A 20,625-nucleotide genomic window follows, 5' to 3' on the forward strand; every position below is an offset into this window, starting at 1 on the left:
GTTGGCGCGACGTGCGCCGCGCAACTTAACGAGACACGACTTACAGCGCGTGTTCGCTGTTGGTTGCGACCTGTGCCGTCGGCGTCGTGCCCGCCGTACGCTGCGGCGTAGTGCCGCCGCCATCGAGCAGCCACTTGCGAACGCGCGTGGCGTCGGCGAAGCGTGAATACTTGCCGGTCGAATCAAGCAGAATCATGATCACCGGACGGCCTTCGACATTGGCCTGCATCACGAGGCATTGACCCGCTTCGTTGATATAGCCCGTCTTCTGCAGACCGATTTCCCAGCCCGGATGACCGATCAGGTGATTCGTGCTGACGTAGTGCAATTCACGGCGGCCGGTATTGACGTCGTAATTGGTATCCGTCGAGAAACGACGAATCATCGGGTACTGATAAGCGGCCTTGACCATCTTCACGAGATCACGCGCACTCGACACGTTCTGGCTCGACAACCCCGTCGGATCGTTGAAGTGCGTGTCGTTCATGCCGAGTTGCTTGGCCTTGCGATTCATCGCCGCCAGGAAGGCGGGACGGCCCCCCGGGAAGTAGCGCGACAGCGCAGCGGCCGCACGATTCTCCGACGACATCAGCGCAATGTGCAGCATGTCTTCGCGCGACAGGCGCGAACCCACCGACAGGCGCGAACCTGTGCCCTTTTCGTAATCGCGATCTTCGTCCGTCACTTCCATGACGTCGGTCATCGGGATACCGGCGTCGAGCGACACCATCGCCGTCATCAGCTTCGAGATCGAGGCGATCGGCAGCACCGCTTGCGAGTTCTTGTCGAACAGCGACTCGCCGGTGCGCTCGTCAATCACATAAGCCACCGAGGAACGCAGCGCGAGAGTGTCAGGCGTTTCGTGCAGACCGAACGCACGGCCCGTCGACAGACGCTCCGGTGCTTGCGGCGTAAAGTTGACGGTGCGATACGACGTCACGACACGGCGCTTGCCGTTTTTGTAGACGACACGTTTGACGGCGACACGCTTGGCAGCAGCGTCGTCGTCGACGGTGGCCAGCTTACGCGCCTTGCCGCCCGCCTTCACGCTCTTGGTATCGCGAGCGGCGGTCGTGGCGACGGCACCTTTGGCACCGGTTTTGGAAGCGGCGACGGCTTTCGTCGCTTTAGGATTGGCACATGCGCGCTTCTGGGCAGCAGTCTTGGCCGTCTTGGGCGAGCATTCGCTCGTCTTACCAGCGGCGTAAGTGACTGCCGGGGTACCGGCGGCGAGTGAAATCGCCACGACGGCAGCACCCCAGAGGCGGGAGCGGCACAGACGCGCAAGAGTCGTGATCGCGTACATAAATTGGGGGTAGCGTGAGGTTGGCAGACAACGAGGTTGTGAGAAGTTTAGTAACTTCCGAAAAAATAAGCAATATGAATGACTTAGCGGAAATACTTAAACCGGCATCTGGCAGTTTTGTGCGACGCAACGCAAAAAATCACATGATCGCCAAAATTTGCCAAATTATGCCAATCCCTTGATATCAATCAGTTCAAAAAATGCGCCCACTCATTCAGAGGCGCACGCTCGGTGACGAGCCGGTTCTCGACCGCCTCCGGATCTGCGTAACCCAACGCCATACCGCACACGACCATCCGGGTCTCGGGCAATCGCAGTTCCGCCGAAATGACCTGGTGGAACGTGGCAAACGCCGCCTGCGGACAGGTATCGAGCCCTCGCGCGCGCGCCGCGACCATCACGCTTTGCAGGAACATACCGTAGTCCAGCCAACTGCCCTGCTCCAGATGCCGATCGATCGTAAAGATCAAACCCACCGGCGCACCGAAGAACGTGAAGTTACGTGCGTGCTGCCCGTGCATGCGCTCCTTATCGGCGCGCCCGATGCCCAGCAGGCTATACAGATCCCATCCCACCTTGCGACGACGCGCCTGATAAGGCTCACTCCACTCGCGCGGGTAATACGCGTACTCCTCCTGGTGCATCAATCGCTGGGCCGGGTCGTTGAACGCGTCCAACAGCCGCGTCGTGAGCGACTTCAACGCCTCACCGGACAGCACATAGGTCTGCCACGGCTGAATGTTGCTGCCCGAAGGCGCACGCGACGCAACCGAAAGAATGTCCGCCACGGTAGCCTGCGGCACGGGCGTCGGCAGGTAGGCTCGAATCGAACGCCGGCTGCGAATCGCCTCGTCAACATATTCCACGCGCAGCCTGGCGTTATCGTTGACAGCCGGGCGATGGGTACTTTCCCCAACCATGGGTTGCATGGGCAGGCCGGATGTTGGGGCGTTGTCGCTTTGCGAGGGTTGCGCAGCTTGCGCACGCGGGTGTTCTTGTTTCATAGACTTTTGCTCGCGCCAAACAATGAAAGGGAAATGGCGTCTGGCTCAAGACGCTGACGCGACAGGCACCGCCCGCCGCTCGATCACAAGCGCAACGCCGAGGGCCGCAACGACCATCCCGGCAGCACTCAGCGGTGACAGCATCTCGCCGAACAGCAGCCAGGCCATGACAGCGGTGGTCGGCGGCGTCAGATACATAAGGCTGGAAACCTTGGTCGCGGCACCATGCCGGATCAGCAAAAACAGCAAAGAAATTGCACCGATCGACAACGCCAGCACCGACCATGCGAGCGCGCCAAGCATTTCAACGTTCCAGCGCACTTGCATGGTTTCAAGCGCCCACGCCGCGGGCAGCGTCACGACGAAAGCCGCGCCGAACTGCACGAGCGTACCGACGCGCAAATCGAAATGCGCACAGAAACGTTTCTGATAGAGCGTGCCGGCCGTAATCGCGAACAGGCTCAGCACACACAAAGCCACGGGACCCACGCCGATGCCGCGAACACCGACCTTGTTGGCAACGACCAGCCCAACGCCGACAAATCCACACAGCAGCCCGAGCCATTGGCGTCGCGAGACCGGCTCGCCGACCACGCGCGCAAAAAGTGCCGTCAGCAATGGCTGAATACCGACGATCAATGCTGCCAGTCCCGCCGGTGCGCCCTGTTTGATCGCGGCCCACACGCCGCCGAGATATACCGCCTGGATCAGGATGCCGGACACGGCAAGATGCGCAATGAGCGGCCAGTCGATGCGCCCGGCGCCGCCGCCCTCACGCCGCATGGGCCAAGGTGTGCCCGTCAACAACGCGACGGGCAGCATGACCAGCAGCGTGCCGCCGAAGCGCAACGCCAGAAACGTCAGCGGTTCGGCATTCGGCATGCCGTATTTGGCGACAATAAAGCCCGTGCTCCAGATCAGCACGAACCACCATGGCATGGTCGCGCTCCAGAGGCTCAGGCGTGCGTTGCTCGCCGTTGCGTGCCCCTTGGCCGAATGCGAGGGGGGCCGGGCTGCCATTTGACGCTCGCTCATACGAGAACGCCGCCCGCCGGCGCGCGGAAGACACGGCGGCTCGCGCGCTGGAATTGGCTGGCGAGTCGGATCGTGGCGAAATGCGCGGCGACCGTCTGCCCGATGTCTCGGCCATAGCCACCCGCCATCGCGATAGCGACCGGCAGTCCCCGCTCGGCGCACGCCGTCAATACACGACGGTCGCGCGCGAGCAATCCATCTTGCGTCAGGGCCAGCCGGCCGAGCCGGTCGTTTTCCAATGGATCGGCCCCCGCGAGATAAATCACGAGCGACGGCGTGAACTGCGCGAAAAGATCGGTCAGCGCATGACCGAGCGCGACGAGATATTCGTCGTCACAGCAGCCGTCGGGCAGCGCCACATCGAGGTCGCCGTTCGCCTTATGAAACGGATAATTGTGTTCGCCGTGCAGCGACAACGTGAAGACGCTGGGGTCGCGCTCGAAAATGGCGGCGGTGCCGTTGCCTTGATGCACATCGAGATCGATGATCGCGACACGGGTGTGGGGGCCGAGTTCGGCCTGCATCGTGCGGGCGGCGACGGCGGCGTCGTTGAATACACAGAACCCTTCCCCACGATCGGCATACGCGTGATGGGTGCCGCCAGCGAGATTCACGGCCACGCCATCGGAGAGCGCGGCACGGCAGGCGGCCACTGTCGCCCCGGCAGACCGGCGCGAGCGCTCGACCATCTGCGGCGACCACGGAAATCCGATATCGCGCTGCTCTTTCGGATTCAGCTCACCGGCGCTCACGCGCGCCACGTACTCCCGCGAATGGGCGCGACCCAGCATCGCGTCGTCTGCGGGCAAGGCCTCGGCCAGCGCGACTTCCGGGAGTTCGCCGGTAACGCGTTCGCGCAGACGGGAATACTTCTCCATGGGAAACCGATGCCCCGGCGGCAATGGCAAGACGAAATGGTCGCTGTAAAACGCTTGCATCGACGCGAGTGGCCGGCAGATGCGGCACGCAAAAAGGCGGTGAAGAATATCGGCACTGGCGGACAGCACGCGCCCCCTTCGAAAGCGAGAGCAATCTTGCATGCGTTACCGTCCCGCCGGTGCCGGAACCTATTGATAGTACCATCGCCGTGCATGGTGCGCCGGGCGCCAAAACAGTGCAAAACCGCACCAATCAAGGCTCTCCGGGGAGCGTGAAAACGTCGCCGCGACGCAGTGTCACTCGCCCCTGATGGGATCTCAAGCTTTTGATTTTGTAAGCTTTTGTTGAATTGCTGCGGCGCACAAAAAAGACTTGACACTGCCAAAAATATCTCTACACTTGCAATTGTGCGATGCACAAAAGAGAATGCATCGATTTGAGAGGCCCCAACCGTGTTTTCACCGACATAAGGTGAGAACCAACCAGCGAACACGGAGTGGGTCGATATGTTGTGTATGACACCATAGGAGAACGCCATGTCGTTTCTGACCCCCGAGCAACTCGCTGCCGCCCATAAAGCCAACCTCGAAACCCTGTTTGGCCTGACCAACAAAGCCTTCGAAGGCGTTGAAAAGCTGGTCGAGCTGAACCTGCAAGCCGTCAAGGCATCGCTGGCCGAATCCGCTTCGACCGCGCAGAAGGCTTTCGCTGTGAAGGACGCGCAAGAGTTGCTCGCTCTGCAAGCCAACCTCGTCCAGCCGGCTGCCGAAAAGGCACTCGCGTACGGCCGCCACCTGTATGAAATCGCTTCGTCGACGCAAGCTGAAGTGACCAAGGTGGCTGAAGCCCAACTGGCTGAAGGCTCGCACAATGTCCAAGCGCTGTTCGACAACCTGGCCAAGAACGCCCCGGCCGGTTCCGAGTCGGCGGTTGCACTCGCCAAGTCGGCACTGTCGGCTGCCAATAGCGCTTTCGACAGCGTGCAGAAGGCAACCAAGCAAGCCGTGGAGATCGCTGAGACGAACTTCGCTGCTGCGACCAACGTTGCATCGAAGGCTGCCGCTCAGGCTTCGCGCGCTGCCAGCACCAAGAAGTAATCGATAGCGCTTTTATAGCGCTGTCGCGAGGGACGCTTGAAAATCTGTCGCTGTGTCTCAAAGTGATACAGCGACACCCAGTTGTCTCCTCGGTACTTTAAGTACCTTTCGAACCCGGCCCGCGCCGGGTTTCTTTTTGGGGCAGCGGTTTGACGTCCCCCGCTCCTGTGCCCTTCCCGCCGCGACGGGGTCGATCGAACGCCAGTCGCGACGCATGCGGCAGGCGTTCGCGCCAGACATTTCGCCGCCGACATCCGCACATAAAAAAACCGCCACCCCTGAATGGGATGACGGCTTTCTTCTGGCAGACGCCACAATGGCGAACGGCGCGATTGAGGGCGTCCGCCAGCGCATCGGCCTTCGACGCTTGCACCGCAAATGCTCGACACTCGATGCCAAGCGCCAGTGCCGACGCGAGTTACTTTTTGCGCGCAGGCGGTACGTCGGTGCAAACGCCTTCGTAGATCTCCGCTGCCATGCCGATCGATTCGGCCAGCGTCGGGTGCGGGTGAATCGTCTTGCCGATGTCGACGGCGTCTGCCCCCATCTCGACGGCCAGGCACAGCTCACCAATCAGATCGCCCGCATGCGTGCCAACGATCGCGCCGCCAACGATGCGATGCGTCTCTTCGTCGAACAACAGCTTCGTGAAACCCTCGTCGCGGCCATTGGCGATAGCGCGGCCCGATGCTGCCCACGGGAACACGGCCTTGCCGTACTTCACGCCTTCCGCTTTCAGTTGGTCCTCGGTCTTGCCGGCCCAAGCCACTTCCGGATCGGTATAGGCCACAGACGGAATCTGGATGGCATCGAAGTATGCCTTCTCTCCTGCCGCCGCTTCGGCCGCCACATGCGCTTCGTGTACGGCTTTATGCGCAAGCATCGGCTGCCCCACGATGTCGCCGATCGCGAAGATATTCGGCACATTCGTGCGCATCTGCTTGTCGACGGAGATGAAGCCGCGATCGCCCACCGACACGCCCGCATTCTCGGCACCGATCTTCTTGCCGTTCGGGCTGCGGCCCACCGCGACCAGCACGAGGTCGTAGCGCTGCGGCTCAGCCGGTGCAGCTTCGCCCTCGAACTTCACATAGATGCCATCGGGCTTGGCCTCGGCACCCACCGTCTTGGTCTTGAGCATGACGCGACCGAATCGCTTCGCGTTCATCTTCTCCCAAACCTTGACCAGATCGCGGTCAGCACCTTGCATCAGGCCATCGAGCATTTCCACAACGTCAATCTCGGTACCCAGGGCGCTATAGACCGTCGCCATTTCCAGACCGATAATGCCCCCGCCGATCACCAGCATCTTCTTCGGCAATTGGCGCAACTCGAGCGCGCCGGTCGAATCGACGATACGCGGATCTTCCGGCAGGAAAGGCAACTTCACCGCCTGCGAGCCCGCAGCGATAATCGCCTGCGCGAACTTCACCGTACGCTTGCTGCCATCTTCGGCCACGACTTCCATATGGTTCGGGTCGAGGAACTTGCCTACGCCGCGCACGACTTCCACCTTGCGCATCTTGGCCATGCCGGCCAGACCGCCCGTGAGCTTCCCGACAACGCTTTCCTTATAGGCGCGCAGCTTGTCGAGATCGACTTCGGGCTTCCCGAACGAGATGCCGTGATGACCCAGCGATTGCGCCTCTTCGAGGACGGCCGCCGTGTGGAGCAGCGCCTTCGACGGAATACAACCTACGTTCAGGCACACACCACCGAGCGTTGCGTAGCGTTCGACGAGCACCGTCTTGCGGCCCAGGTCAGCGCTGCGGAACGCGGCCGAGTAACCTCCCGGACCGGCACCCAGCACGAGCACGTCGCATTCGGTATCTGCGCCGCCGCTATGCTTGGCGGCGGCCGGCGCGGGAGCCGCAGGCGCAGCGGGCGCTGCCGGTGCCGGCGCAGCCGCCGGAGCGGCGACCTTGGCGGCCCCCGCATCATCGGCTTCGATCAGCGCGATCAGTGTGCCCTGGCTGGCTTTGTCGCCCACCTTGATCTTCACCTCCTTGACCGTGCCCGACACTTCGGACGGCACTTCCATGGAGGCCTTGTCGGATTCCAACGTAATGAGCGACGCTTCCTTGGCGATCTTGTCGCCCGGCTTGATCATCACTTCGATGACATCCACGCCCTCTGCGCCGATGTCCGGTACCTTGACTTCGATGAGACTCATGCGGGGTCTCCCTGTCGCATTTATGACTTGATGGTGGTATCGATCGGAAACGCATGCACCTGAAACGGGCCGGCGGAACTCTTGTCGAACTCCGCCCCCGCTTTCACGCCCGCTTCGGCGATGGCGCTAGCGCTCAGATCCTGGTCGTAGAGGGCATACATGGCACCGAGCGCGAAGTTGCGCCCCGAACCGATCCCCCAGAACCGATCGAAAACAAACACTTCCCGGTAGGAATAGACCCCGTAAATACCCGTCGGATTCGCGATCACGCTGGTGATCTGCGACGACTCGTACGGATCGTCCTCCTCTTCCTTCGTGTTGAGGAAATACTCTTCCTTGAGCTTCTGATGGACGCGACAGAACGTGCGGAACACTTCGTCGCGAGAGTGCAGACGGCACTCGTCTGCCATACCGGAAAGAATGGCGCGCATGACCGGAAAGTGCGCGGTCGTGCCGGCCAGGCCGACATAGGAATCGCCCACGAGAAAAACCTTGCGATTCTCCTCGTACGATTGCGAGAGTCTTGTGTCGCCGAACGTCACGAGCGAATCGGCGGCAATGGCGATCTCGCCTGCCTTCTTGACGACTACCACGGTGGTCATGATGCTCCTCCCCGTCCAGATCCTGAAGCTGTCGCGCGAGCGCCGCCGGTTTGCGCCTATGCGCTACCGGCGGCGTCCGCCTGTTACAGCATTGCGCGACGGAAGTCCTGCAACAGTTGGCCCAGGTAGGCGTTGAAGCGTGCGGCTTCGGCGCCGTCGATCACACGGTGATCGTAGGACAACGACAGCGGCAGCGTCAGTTGCGGCAGGAACTGCTGCTTGCGCTCGTCCCACACCGGCTTCTGATACGAACGCGACAAGCCCAGAATCGCCACTTCCGGCGCGTTGATGATCGGCGTGAAGGTCGTGCCCCCGATACCGCCGAGCGACGAGATCGAGAAGCAACCGCCCTGCATCTGATCCGGCTTGAGCTTGCCTTCGCGAGCGAGCTTGGCCAGTTCCGAGGTCTCACGTGCGATCTCGAACACCCCCTTCTTGTCGGCATCGCGAACAACGGGCACAACGAGACCGTTGGGCGTGTCTGCCGCGAAGCCGATATGGAAGTATTGCTTGAAGACGAGGTTGTCGCCGTCGAGGCTCGCGTTGAACGTGGGGAACTTCTTCAGGGCCAGGACGCAGGCCTTGATAACGAAAGCAAGCATCGTCACCTTGATACCGGCCTTTTCGTTTTCCTTGTTCAACTGCACACGGAAGGCTTCGAGTTCGCCGATATCCGCTTCGTCGTTGTTCGTGACGTGCGGGATCATGACCCAGTTGCGATGCAGGTTCGCGCCCGAAATCTTCTTGATACGCGAAAGTGCCTTCGGCTCGACCGGGCCGAACTTCGAGAAGTCGACCTTCGGCCACGGCAGGAGATTCAGCTCGCCCCCCCCCGCCGGTGCGGCACCCGCAGCCGCCGGGCGGTTGCCCGCGAGTGCGCTCTTGACGAAATTGCGCACATCGTCAACGACCACGCGGCCCTTCGGACCCGAGCCCTTCACTTGCGTAATGTCCACACCCAGTTCACGGGCAAACTTACGCACCGACGGGCTGGCGTGACTGATCGGCTGATTGCCGGCCGCAGCAGCAACCGCCGGCCCGGCGGCAGGCGCCGGAGCAGCGGCGGGAGCCGGCGCTACCGGTGCCGCGCTCTGGGCAGCCGGAGTGAGTGCCGGCGCCGGTGCTGCGGCCTTAGCCGGAGCCACCGTGGCAGCACCTTCGAGCACAACGATCAACGTGCCTTCCGACACCTTGTCGCCAACCTTGATCTTCAGTTCCTTGACGACACCTGCCGCCGGGCTCGGCACGTCCATCGATGCCTTGTCGGATTCCAGCGTGACGAGCGATTGCTCGGTCGTCACGGTGTCACCCACCTTGACCAACACGTCGATCACGGGCACATCGTCGTAACCACCGATGTCCGGCACCTTCACGTCGATCGTGCTCGTACCGCCGCTGGCGGCCGGCGCTGGTGCAGATACCGGGGCAGCGGCCTGCGGGGCTGGCGCGGGGGCAGCGGCACCGTTTGCCTGGGCGCCCGAGCCGTTCGCTGTTTCGAGCGTCAGAATCAGCGAACCCTCGGATACTTCATCGCCGACCTTCAGGCTCAACGCTTTGATGGTACCGGCGGCCGGGCTGGGCACGTCCATGGTGGCCTTGTCCGACTCCAGCGTGATCAGGGCCTGCTCGGCATCGATCTTGTCGCCCGCCTTGACCAGCACGTCGATGACGGGCAAGTCCTTGAAGTCACCGATATCCGGGACTTTCACTTCGATCACTTGACTCATTTTCCACAGTCTCCTCGAGGCTGCGCTTGACGTGCGGCGTGCACCCGCCTGCCGCCAAGGGGCGGCTGACGGTCGCGCACACCGCGCGAAGCGGCCTTTAGACGGTCATCGGGTTGGGTTTGTTCGGATCCAGGTTGTACTTGGCAATCGCTTCGGCGACCTTGCTCGCCGGCAGCGTGCCTTCATCGGCCAGCGCCTTGAGGGCAGCGACCGTGACCCAGTTACGATCCACCTCGAAGAAGTGACGCAGCTTCTCACGCGTATCCGAACGGCCATAGCCGTCGGTGCCAAGCACCACGTAACGACCACGGACGAACGGACGAATCTGGTCAGCGTACGTACGGATGTAGTCGGTCGATGCGATGACCGGACCACGGGTATCGTTCAGGCACTTCTCGACATGCGTCAGACGCGCCGTCTCGGTCGGGTGCAGCAGATTGTAGCGCGCGACATCGTTGCCTTCGCGGGCCAGCTCCGTAAAGCTCGGGCAGCCCCACAGATCCGATTCGACCCCCCAATCGTCCTTGAGCATTTCGGCGGCGGCGATCACTTCGTTGAAGATCGTGCCCGAACCCAGCAGTTGCACGCGCGGCGCCTTGCTGTTGTCTGCACCGCGACGGAACGCGTACATCCCCTTCAGGATGTCCTGCTCCACGCCTTCCGGCATGGCCGGATGCGCGTAGTTTTCGTTCATCACGGTCAGGTAGTAGTACACATCTTCCTGATCCTGCACCATGCGGCGCAAACCGTCCTGAACAATCACGGCGAGTTCGTACGCGAACGTCGGATCGTACGGCAGACAGTTCGGGATCGACGACGCCCACAACAGCGAGTGTCCGTCTTCGTGCTGCAGACCTTCACCGTTCAGGGTCGTACGACCGGCCGTGCCACCCACGAGGAAGCCGCGAGCACGCATATCGCCGGCCGCCCAGGCCAGATCGCCAATACGCTGGAAGCCGAACATCGAATAGAAGATGTAGAACGGGATCATCGTCTCGCCGTGCGTCGAGTACGACGTCGCGGCAGCGATCCAGTCGCACATACCGCCGGCTTCGTTGATGCCTTCCTGAAGAATCTGACCGCTTTCGGATTCGCGGTAGAACATCAGTTGATCCTGATCCTGCGGAATGTAACGCTGCCCCACCTGGCTCCAGATACCGATCTGGCGGAACAGGCCTTCCATACCGAAGGTGCGCGACTCGTCCGGCACGATCGGCACGATACGCTGACCCAGCGCCTTGTCCTTGAGCAGCACGTTGAGAATACGCACGAACGCCATCGTCGTGGAAATCTCGCGGCCTTCTGCCGTCGCCTTAAGCAGTGCGTCGAACGCACCCAGCGCAGGCACCGGCAGCGAAGCGGCCTTGGTACGGCGCTGCGGCAGGTAGCCACCCAGCTCCATGCGGCGAGCGCGCATGTATTCCAGTTCCTTCGAGCCTTCCTCGAACTTCAGATACGGCACCTCGACAATCTGATCATCCGAAATCGGCAGCTTGAACTGGTCGCGGAACTTCTTGAGCGACTCCACCGGCATCTTCTTTTGCTGGTGGGTGATGTTCATGGCCTGGCCGGCTTCGCCCATGCCATAACCCTTGATGGTCTTGGCCAGAATAACGGTCGGCTGCCCCTTGTGTTGCGTGGCCGACTGATACGCTGCGTAGATCTTGTGCGGGTCGTGGCCACCGCGGTTCAGCGCCCAGATGTCCTCGTCGGACCAATCGGCGACCATTGCCTTGAGTTCCGGCGTGTTGAAGAAGTGCTCGCGCACGTAGGCGCCATCCTTCGACTTGTACGTCTGATACTCGCCGTCCACGCACTCCATCATGCGCGTCATCAACAGGCCCTTCTTGTCACGGGCCAGCAGCGAATCCCAGCGGCTGCCCCAGATGACCTTGATGACGTTCCAGCCGGCACCACGGAATTCCGACTCGAGTTCCTGGATGATCTTGCCGTTACCGCGCACCGGGCCATCGAGGCGCTGCAGGTTACAGTTGATCACGAACACGAGGTTGTCGAGCTGCTCGCGACCGGCCATGCCGATGGCACCCAGCGACTCCGGCTCGTCCGTCTCGCCATCGCCAAGGAATGCCCAGACCTTGCGGCCGTCGGTCTTCACGATGTTGCGCGACTCGATGTACTTCATGAAACGAGCCTGGTAGATCGCCATGATCGGGCCCAGCCCCATCGACACCGTCGGGAATTGCCAGAAGTCCGGCATCAGCCACGGGTGCGGGTACGACGACAGACCGCCACCGTCCACTTCCTGACGGAAGTTTTCGAGTTGGGTCATTTCCAGACGGCCCAGCAGGAATGCACGGCTGTACACACCCGGCGACGAGTGCCCCTGCACGAAGACCAGATCGCCACCGTGCTTGTCGGACGGTGCGTGCCAGAAGTGGTTGAAACCGACGTCATAAAGCGTTGCCGCCGAGGCGAACGAAGCGATGTGGCCGCCGACGTTCGTGTCCTTCCCGGCGCGCAGCACCATCGCGATCGCGTTCCAGCGGGTGTACGAGCGGATCTTGTGCTCGACATCCTGATCGCCCGGAATACGGGCCTGCTGTTCGACGGGGATGGTGTTGATATAGGGGGTGTTGGCCGAGAACGGGTGATGTTCGCCATTGATACGAGCGAACTCGATCAGCTTCTCGAGCAGGTAGTGGGCACGTTCCGGGCCCTCAGCAGCCAGCACGCCTTCGAGCGAGGCCAGCCATTCTTGCGTTTCTTGGGGATCAGCGTCCGCAGGGGATACGATCTTCAGGGCTTCTTCAGGTACGGCGGACATGGTGTCTCCTTGTCTGTCGTTAGCGGGTTGGCGTAACGGTCGATACCCGCTTCATGGACGGGCCCACCGGCTTTTTTACCGGGGCATTGTACGAAGGTTATTCCTGCCTCCGCAAGCGAAATTTCAGATTACGATAGCAAATTTCATAATACGGAATTCTGTTGCAGTGCACATAAAATCAAAGGGTTGCGGGCACTATCACACCACGATTTGAAAGCGTACCGATCGGTCTCCGTTGCACTTTGCGCTGGTGTCTTACCGAAAACATCGGACCCTTCCGAAAAGCCATCCTTAACAGGTCGCGGCAGAGGGAAACCGGCGCGCCTGCGCTACAATCTCGCCATGCTTTCGCCACGCCTTGCCAACTCCGCTCCGCCGTCCCGGTCCGCCACCGCGCCTGCCCGCTCCAATCGCTGGTTGCAGGGGTTCGCGGAGTCGCATTACTACCTGCTGGTCCCGCTGGTCTCCATTGTGATCTTCCTCGTGGTGATGAGTTTGATCCTGTGGAGCCTGAATCGGCGAGAGACGGAGCAGCAGCAGGACACGCTGTATCGGAACGTGGCTTGGGCGCAGCAGCAGATCCGCCTCAATATGCTGGCCATTCAGGACCAGATCAGTTCACTTGCCCGCGATACGGCGGCAAAGCCGCAGGACGTTGCGCACTTCCAGAATACGGCGAGCGAGTTGATGCAGAATCATGCGGACATCGTCTTCATGAACTGGCTCGATGCGTCGCAACGCCCGAAGTGGGCAGTGCCGGCCGACTCGCCTTTCGCTTCGCGTTTGCAGGGATCGGCTCAGCATCCGATGGAGGACGAACTCCTGGTCGCATTTCGTGCCGCCCGCGATTCGCGCCGATCGGCCTATTCCACGTTGATCTACGACGCGTCCGGCGCGAGCTACATCGTCGTTCAGGTCCCCGTGCTGCGCGAACGTGAATTCCTCGGCACGATCAGCGCCGTGTATTCCGTCGAGGGCCTGCTGATTCACGAATTGCCGCAAGAGCTTGGCGACAAATTCAAAGTGTCCTTCATCGACACCCACAACAACGAGTTGGCGACGACATCGACACGACCGCCTCTGCCACGCGACGTCTCGTACGAGTTACTGCTCGACCCGCCCGGCCACAGCCTCGCCGTACGGATCTATTCGTATCCGGCGGTCGGCAATTTCGTCAACAACACACTGGTCTGGTTGATTGCCGGATTGTCCTGCTTCGTCCTCTGGAGTCTCTGGAGCCTGTGGCGGCATACGCGCCAACGATTCGAGGCCCAACAAGCGCTGTTCAACGAAACGTCGTTCCGGCGAGCGATGGAAAACTCCATCGTGATCGGCATGCGGGTGCTCGACCTTCAGGGCCATATCACCTATGTGAACCCGGCGTTCTGCCGGATGACGGGGTGGGATGAGCAAGACCTCATGAACCGGGCACCGCCCTACCCTTACTGGCCCAAGGACGACATCCACGAGATGCAGCGTCGCATTGACATGACGCTGCGCGGCAAGGCCCCCTCGCACGGGTTCGAAATTCGTGTGCAGCGCAAGGACGGCACGATCTTCTACGCACGCATGTTCGTCTCACCGCTCGTGGATGCGCATGGCCGCCAGACAGGCTGGATGTCCTCGCTGACCGACATCAGCGAACCGAAGCGGGCACGTGAGGAACTCGCCGCAGCCCACGAGCGCTTTACGACCGTGCTCGAAAGCCTTGACGCGTCGGTGTCCGTGCTCGCCGTCGACAAGGCCGAGTTGCTGTTTGCGAACCGCTACTACCGCCAATTGTTCGGCACGCGCCCTGAAGGCCATCTGGAGTTGTCGGGCGGTGGCGAACTCTCGCCGGCCTCGCTCGACCACATCGACATGGTCGACGCGTTTGCCGGATTGCCGGCGGCCTCGCTTACCGACACGGCGGCCGAGACGCAGGAAATCTATCTGCCCGCGCATCAGAAATGGTTCGAAGTCCGACGCCAATATATTCAGTGGGTGGACGGCCATTTGGCACAGTTGCAGGTGGCAACCGACATTACGGCGCGGCGTCATGCGGAAGAATTGGCCCGTCAGGAAGAAGAGCGCCTGCAGTTCACCGGACGTCTGACGACGATGGGCGAGATGGCCTCGTCGCTCGCCCACGAACTGAACCAGCCGCTCGCCGCCATCAATAACTACTGCATGGGCACTGCGGCCCTCGTGCGTGCCGGCCGCACCTCGCCGGAAACGTTGTTGCCTGCCCTGGAGAAAACATCCCAACAGGCGGTTCGCGCAGGCATGATCATCAAGCGGATCCGGGCATTCGTAAAACGCAGCGAACCGAAGCGCCAACCGTCATCGATTTATGAGATCGTGGCGGATGCCGTGGGCCTTGCCGAGATCGAGGCGCGCAAACGCCGCATTCGCATCGTCACCGAGTTGCCCGCAGGTTTGCCACAGATCAACGTCGATCCGGTTCTCATCGAACAGGTGATCGTGAACCTGCTCAAGAATGCCGCCGAGGCGATGCACGGCTACACGCCGCCGCCAGGCCAGCGACGTGACTCCACGGTGCGTCTGCATGTGGAACGTCGCGACAAATCGGTCGAATTCCAGGTCTCGGATCACGGGCCCGGCGTAGACGAAGCGACAATCGAACGATTGTTTGAACCCTTTTTTAGTACTAAGTCGGACGGCATGGGCATGGGCCTGAACATCTGCCGTTCGATCATCGAATCGCACCACGGCCGTCTTTGGGTAGAAAACAATGAAATCGATGGCGTGCGGAATGGTTGTACATTTTGTATTCTGTTACCGTTAGAAGGCGATACGACATCCGGATCCGGGGGAGGACTATGACGACACCCAACACCAATATTGACCAAGAAACCGTCTTCGTTGTCGATGACGACGAAGCGGTCCGTGACTCGCTTCGCTGGCTTCTCGAGGCCAATGGCTATCATGTGCGAGGCTTTGCAAGCGCAGAGGAGTTTCTTTCGCACTACAACGGACATCAGGTGGGCTGCCTGATTCTCGATGTTCGCATGCCCGGCATGAGCGGGCTCGAGCTACAGGAAAAACTAGTCGAAAACCGGTTCAACATTCCGATCATCTTCGTGACGGGCCACGGCGACGTGCCGATGGCGGTCGACACGATGAAAAAAGGTGCGATGGACTTCATCGAAAAGCCTTTTGACGAAGCGGAACTCCGCGCTCAAGTCGAACGGATGCTCTCGAAGGCCCGGCAAGACGCGAGCAGCCAACGTGAGCAGCAAGCTGCCGAAGACCTGCTTTCGAAGCTCACGAGCCGCGAGCATCAGGTGCTGGAGCGCATTATTGCCGGCCGCCTGAACAAGCAGATTGCCGATGATCTTGGCATCAGCATCAAAACGGTCGAGGCACACCGTGCCAACATCATGGAGAAGCTCAACGTCAATACCGTCGCCGACTTGCTCCGCCTTGCACTCTCCAAGCGCTCAAGCGGCTCACCTCGCCCTTGACCGTGTCGTAGACTGCCGTATGCATCGCACCGCGTCGGCCCACTGACGGGGTGTCGGATTAGCGGCCGGTGGATTGTCTTCCGGCCGCATTTGCATGGCGTCGCTCGCCATCAATATCGAGCGACGCCAATTCGACGAAGCACTTCGCTTCCCAGGCGGCCGAATGACAGCCGAAGGCAAGCCCATCGATGCTCGTTCCGGGGCAACTTGCCCCCTCCCGCCCGTTCCGGCGCGCCGTTATAATACGGTCTTCGCGTCTGTCACCGCCTGACTGTCGCTGCCGTATCCGGCCCTATGGGCCAGCCCCCTTCCTTCATACGATACCCACGCATCATGACCGCCACCCTCATCGACGGCAACGCCCTCGCCAAACGCATTCGCGCCGAAGTTGCCACGCGCGCCGCCGCCCTCACCGCCCGTGGCCATCAGCCCGGTCTTGCCGTGGTTCTGGTCGGCGAGGACCCTGCCAGCCAGGTCTACGTACGTAATAAGGTCAAGGCTTGCGAAGACAACGGCCTGCATTCGTCGCTCGACCGCTACCCGGCCGGCCTGACGGAGAGCGCCCTGCTCGCCCGCATCGATGAACTCAACCGCGATCCGAAGATCAACGGCATCCTCGTGCAACTGCCCCTGCCGAAGCATATCGACAGCCACAAGGTGCTAGAGGCTATCGCTCCGGAAAAGGATGTCGACGGCTTTCACGTTTCGAATGCCGGCGCCCTGATGACCGGCGCGCCGCTATTCCGCCCCTGCACGCCGTATGGCTGCATGAAAATGCTGGAATCGGTGGATTTCCCGCTGCGTGGGGCAGTGGCCGTGGTGATCGGTGCATCAAACATCGTTGGCAAACCGATGGCCATGATGCTGCTTCAGGCTGGCGCCACCGTCACGATCTGCAACAGCAAGACGCGCGATCTGGCAGCTCACACCCGCAACGCCGACGTGATCGTCGCAGCCGTGGGCAAGCGCAACATCGTCACGGCCGACATGGTCAAGCCGGGCGCAGCGGTGATCGACGTTGGCATGAACCGCGATGACGCAGGCAAGCTGTGTGGCGATGTCGATTTCAACGGCGTCAAGGATGTCGCCGGCTTCATCACGCCGGTGCCGGGCGGTGTCGGTCCGATGACAATCACCATGCTCCTCGTGAATACCATCGAGGCAGCCGAGCGCGCGCTCGGCGCCTGAGCGTCAGGCAGTTCCGCGCTACTCGCAGGGCGCAGCCGACCGACAGGCCGGCTGCGCCCTTATTGTTTTTCCAGGCCCCGCGCCAGTGCCCCACGCGAAAGGGCCGATGCCAGGGTCAGAATGTCCCGAAAATCCTGTCTGTATCGCGTATCGGCAGCGTCCTCAGCCGCCGTCGCCGCTACCCAGCAAAACCCGGCGAACGCATGCCCGACAGGGGGTTTCAGGCGGTTCCCCATCAGCCATTTCAATCGTACCAGTTGAAAAAAACGACTGGAAAATTCGACTGGATGCCCCCACACTCCTTGTAAGCCCCTTCCAGTGGACACCGAACGCATGAATACGCCGCAAACCAATCCTCTGCTCGATATCGAAGGACTCCCGCGTTTCGCCGAGATCCGCCCCGAACACGTGACGCCCGCCGTTGACGTATTGCTGGAGCAAGCGCGCGTGGCCGTCGACCGGGCAGCAGCCCCATCCACGCCGGCGACCTGGGCCAACATTCTCGACGCCGTGGAAGACGGTACCGAAGGACTGGGCCGTGCCTGGGAAATCGTCGGGCACCTGAACGCAGTCGCCGACACACCGGAGCTACGCGCGGCGTACAGCGAAAACCTGCCGCGCGTCACCGAGTTCTCAGCGAGCGTCGGTCAGAATCTAGCGCTGTTCGAAAAGTACAAGGCCATCGCTGCAGGTTCGGAATTCGCAGGTCTGTCGCCGGCACGCAAGAAGATTCTCGACAACGAGATGCGCGGTTTCCGCCTCGGCGGCGCCGAACTTCCCGAAGATCAGAAACCGCGATTCGCCGAAATTCAGGAGCGGCAGGCATATCTGGCCAAGAGTTTTTCGGACCACGTGCTCGACGCCACTAACAAGTTTTCACTTGTCGTGACCGACGAGCAGGCGCTTTCCGGCGTGCCTGACGACGACAAGGCCGCTGCGCGCGCCGCAGCCGAACGCGACGGCCTCGAAGGCTGGAAATTCACACTGCACTTCCCGTCGTACTTCCCTGTGCTGCAATACGCGGACAATCGTGCGCTTCGCGAGAAGCTGTATCGCGCCAACGTCACGCGTGCATCTGAACTTGGCCCGCAATTCGGCGACGGCGAAGCCGGTTGGGACAACACTGAGATCGTTGTCGAACAACTCTCGCTGCGCCGCGAAGAAGCCCACATGCTCGGCTTCAAGAACTATGCCGAGGTATCGCTCGAACCCAAGATGGCCGAATCGCCCGCGCAAGTCCTTGAGTTCCTCGAAGACCTCGCCCGCCGCGCGCGTCCGTACGCCGAAAAGGATTGGGAAGAACTGCAGGCGTTCGCCGCTGCCTCGCTTGGCATCGATAAGTTGCAGCCGTGGGATACAGCCTACGCGTCGGAAAAGCTGCGCCAGCAACGCTATGCCTTCTCGGAAACGGAAGTCCGCCAATATTTCCCGTTGCCCAAGGTGCTTGACGGCCTGTTCCGCGTCGCTGGCGCGTTGTTCGGTGTCACGATTCGTCCGCAAGATGCCGAAACTTGGCATCCGGATGTGCGCTTCTTCCGCATCGAGCGCGATGGCGAACTGGTAGCGCAGTTCTACATGGACTTGTTCGCCCGCGAAGGCAAACGCGGTGGCGCATGGATGGACAGCGCCCGCACCCGCAAGCGCCTGCACGATGGCGAGCTGCAAACACCGGTGGCCTACCTCGTTTGCAACTTCCCCGCCCCCGTTGGCGACAAGCCCGCGCTACTGCCGCACGACGACGTCATCACGCTGTTCCATGAATTCGGACACGGCCTGCACCACATGCTCACGCAAGTGGAAGATGCTGGCGTGGCGGGCATCAATGGCGTCGAGTGGGATGCCGTCGAATTGCCGTCTCAGTTCATGGAGAACTTCTGCTGGGAATGGGATGTACTGGAACACATGACGGCGCACGTCGATACAGGCGCGCCGTTGCCACGCACGCTGTTCGACAAGATGATCGCAGCGCGCAATTTCCAGAGCGGCCTGATGATGCTGCGCCAGTTGGTCTTCTCCGACTTCGACATGCACCTGCATTACGACTTCGATCCGCGTGGCAACGAGTCGGTGCTGGCGCTTTCGAAACGCATCAATGATCGGCTGCACGTCACACCGCAAGCGGAGTTCTCACGTTGGCCGAATACGTTCAGCCACATCTTTGCGGGAGGCTATGCGGCAGGCTACTACAGCTACAAGTGGGCCGAAGTGCTGTCTGCCGACGTGTATGCAGCGTTTGAAGAGGCCGCGCAGGTCAGCGGATCGGTACTCGACACGGCAACGGGTGCCCGCTATCGCGATGAAATTCTCGCGGTGGGTGGTAGCCGCGAGGCAATGGAGTCGTTTATCGCGTTCCGGGGCCGCGCGCCGCAAGTTGATGCCTTGCTGCGTCACAGCGGCATGTCGGCAAGCTGACATCCGCAAGCTGACGCCCAACGGGAGTCTTCAATGAAAAATGGGCGCCTTCGGGCGCCCATTTTCGTTGATGGCGGGATGCACGGAACAACACATCACGCACCGGGCGATCCGCCCGCAGCATGCAGAATCATCAGCCCCCATCGCCGCAACCGTTCGGTCTCCACACGTAGCTGTTCGTCTCCGGGTCCAGACAGCGTGCCGCTTGGAAGCGAACCGTGCACCCGTTCTCATACGTCCGGATGCACTCGCCGTTGATACATCGCGTCTGCATGCGTACGACCTGCCCCGTAGGAATCCGGCACTGCGCGGGCGATGCCTGAGCCGCGGGAGGCGGCGGCAAGCGCTTGCCTGGACGTTGGCCGTTATCGAACCAGATGTGCGCGTTATCGGCAGAGCATTCGCCCCCGCGCTGACAAACGACAAATGCGTCCTGAACGGCAGATGTCTGGGTATCGCCGAGCGCGACGCCAACCTCCCCGTTACTTGCACGCACAACCGCCCAGTATGCGGGCCCGTTCCCGGCCATCAACACCTCGCATTGCCCTCCCCGGCTAGCGGACGCGAGTTGGGTCCTACATCGGTCCAGCACTGCCAGTTTGGCCTTGGCCATCGATGTCTGGTTGGTCACATAGACATATCGAAGCCCGTTTGCCGTACGCACTCCCGCCACGGCGGACGCGGCAAGACTTGGCGTGCTGATCAGTGCCATCACGCCAACAAGACATGCAGAGAAAATCGCGGAATAGTGGCCAAACCACTTCATCGTGACGGAATCGCAGTCGAAGAATCTGCACAGGTCGTGACTGATATCGTATGAAATCACGTCACCCGGGGCACTGAAGCTTTGAGCAGAGGGGAGATTGCCCGCCAAATGGCCTCACCGCGCTATCGCATGTCAAATCCACGGCAAGCACTTCGGAAACGGACACACAAAACGAAACAGGCGG

Annotated in this window: 14 protein-coding genes; 5 read left to right on the forward strand and 9 right to left on the reverse strand. The window is 61.3% G+C overall.

Features of this window, described 5'->3' with window-relative positions:
- Positions 1-40: 40 nt before the first annotated feature.
- From pbpG to C266_RS01370, 4 genes are all read right to left on the reverse strand, one after another.
- A complete protein-coding gene (pbpG, locus tag C266_RS01355; RefSeq protein WP_010807262.1) occupies positions 41-1,306 on the reverse strand; it encodes a D-alanyl-D-alanine endopeptidase in 1,266 nt (421 codons plus the stop codon).
- A 188-nt stretch (positions 1,307-1,494) separates the two neighbouring features.
- The gene (locus C266_RS01360; protein ID WP_051126103.1) at positions 1,495-2,226 is read right to left on the reverse strand and encodes a nitroreductase; all 732 of its coding nucleotides are present in this window, start codon (positions 2,224-2,226) and stop codon (positions 1,495-1,497) included.
- Positions 2,227-2,355: 129 nt separating this feature from the next.
- Entirely contained in the window at positions 2,356-3,249 is an 894-nt protein-coding gene (locus C266_RS01365) for a DMT family transporter (protein ID WP_010807264.1), read from the reverse strand.
- Between the two features lie 92 nt (positions 3,250-3,341).
- On the reverse strand, positions 3,342-4,283 hold the full coding sequence (locus C266_RS01370; RefSeq protein ID WP_036660907.1) for a histone deacetylase: 942 nt from the start codon (positions 4,281-4,283) through the stop codon (positions 3,342-3,344).
- 477 nt (positions 4,284-4,760) lie between these two features.
- Here C266_RS01370 and C266_RS01375 point away from each other — a divergent pair, with 477 nt between their 5' ends.
- Positions 4,761-5,321, forward strand: coding sequence for a phasin family protein (locus C266_RS01375; protein ID WP_010807266.1), 561 nt, complete (start codon positions 4,761-4,763; stop codon positions 5,319-5,321).
- A gap of 418 nt (positions 5,322-5,739) precedes the next feature.
- Here the strand turns inward: C266_RS01375 and lpdA are convergent, their stop codons facing one another.
- From lpdA to aceE, 4 genes are all read right to left on the reverse strand, one after another.
- A complete protein-coding gene (gene lpdA, locus C266_RS01380; protein WP_010807267.1) occupies positions 5,740-7,494 on the reverse strand; it encodes a dihydrolipoyl dehydrogenase in 1,755 nt (584 codons plus the stop codon).
- A gap of 20 nt (positions 7,495-7,514) precedes the next feature.
- Positions 7,515-8,096, reverse strand: a complete 582-nt coding sequence (locus C266_RS01385) for a 20S proteasome subunits A/B (RefSeq protein ID WP_010807268.1) — start codon at positions 8,094-8,096, stop codon at positions 7,515-7,517.
- Positions 8,097-8,179: 83 nt separating this feature from the next.
- Positions 8,180-9,823, reverse strand: a complete 1,644-nt coding sequence (gene aceF / locus C266_RS01390; protein WP_010807269.1) for a dihydrolipoyllysine-residue acetyltransferase — start codon at positions 9,821-9,823, stop codon at positions 8,180-8,182.
- Positions 9,824-9,920: 97 nt separating this feature from the next.
- Positions 9,921-12,608 carry a pyruvate dehydrogenase (acetyl-transferring), homodimeric type gene (aceE, locus tag C266_RS01395; protein ID WP_010807270.1) on the reverse strand — a complete coding sequence of 896 codons (2,688 nt, stop codon included), beginning with the start codon at positions 12,606-12,608 and terminating at the stop codon, positions 9,921-9,923.
- A 342-nt stretch (positions 12,609-12,950) separates the two neighbouring features.
- Between aceE and C266_RS01400 the strand changes: the two genes are divergently transcribed.
- From C266_RS01400 to C266_RS01415, 4 genes are all read left to right on the forward strand, one after another.
- Positions 12,951-15,434, forward strand: a complete 2,484-nt coding sequence (locus tag C266_RS01400) for a PAS domain S-box protein (protein WP_036661084.1) — start codon at positions 12,951-12,953, stop codon at positions 15,432-15,434.
- The gene (locus C266_RS01405; protein ID WP_010807272.1) at positions 15,431-16,075 is read left to right on the forward strand and encodes a response regulator transcription factor; all 645 of its coding nucleotides are present in this window, start codon (positions 15,431-15,433) and stop codon (positions 16,073-16,075) included. Before C266_RS01400 ends, C266_RS01405 begins: the two co-directional genes overlap by 4 nt.
- A 333-nt stretch (positions 16,076-16,408) precedes the next feature.
- Positions 16,409-17,263: a bifunctional methylenetetrahydrofolate dehydrogenase/methenyltetrahydrofolate cyclohydrolase FolD gene (folD, locus tag C266_RS01410; protein WP_010807273.1), complete on the forward strand. Its 855-nt coding sequence runs from the start codon at positions 16,409-16,411 to the stop codon at positions 17,261-17,263.
- A gap of 333 nt (positions 17,264-17,596) precedes the next feature.
- On the forward strand, positions 17,597-19,675 hold the full coding sequence (locus C266_RS01415; RefSeq protein WP_010807274.1) for a M3 family metallopeptidase: 2,079 nt from the start codon (positions 17,597-17,599) through the stop codon (positions 19,673-19,675).
- Between the two features lie 133 nt (positions 19,676-19,808).
- Here the strand turns inward: C266_RS01415 and C266_RS28330 are convergent, their stop codons facing one another.
- Complete coding sequence (locus tag C266_RS28330) at positions 19,809-20,441, reverse strand: DUF4189 domain-containing protein (RefSeq protein WP_144265670.1); 633 nt, start codon at positions 20,439-20,441, stop codon at positions 19,809-19,811.
- Positions 20,442-20,625: the final 184 nt, after the last annotated feature.

Source organism: Pandoraea sp. SD6-2 (assembly GCF_000389825.1).
Lineage (GTDB): Bacteria > Pseudomonadota > Gammaproteobacteria > Burkholderiales > Burkholderiaceae > Pandoraea > Pandoraea communis.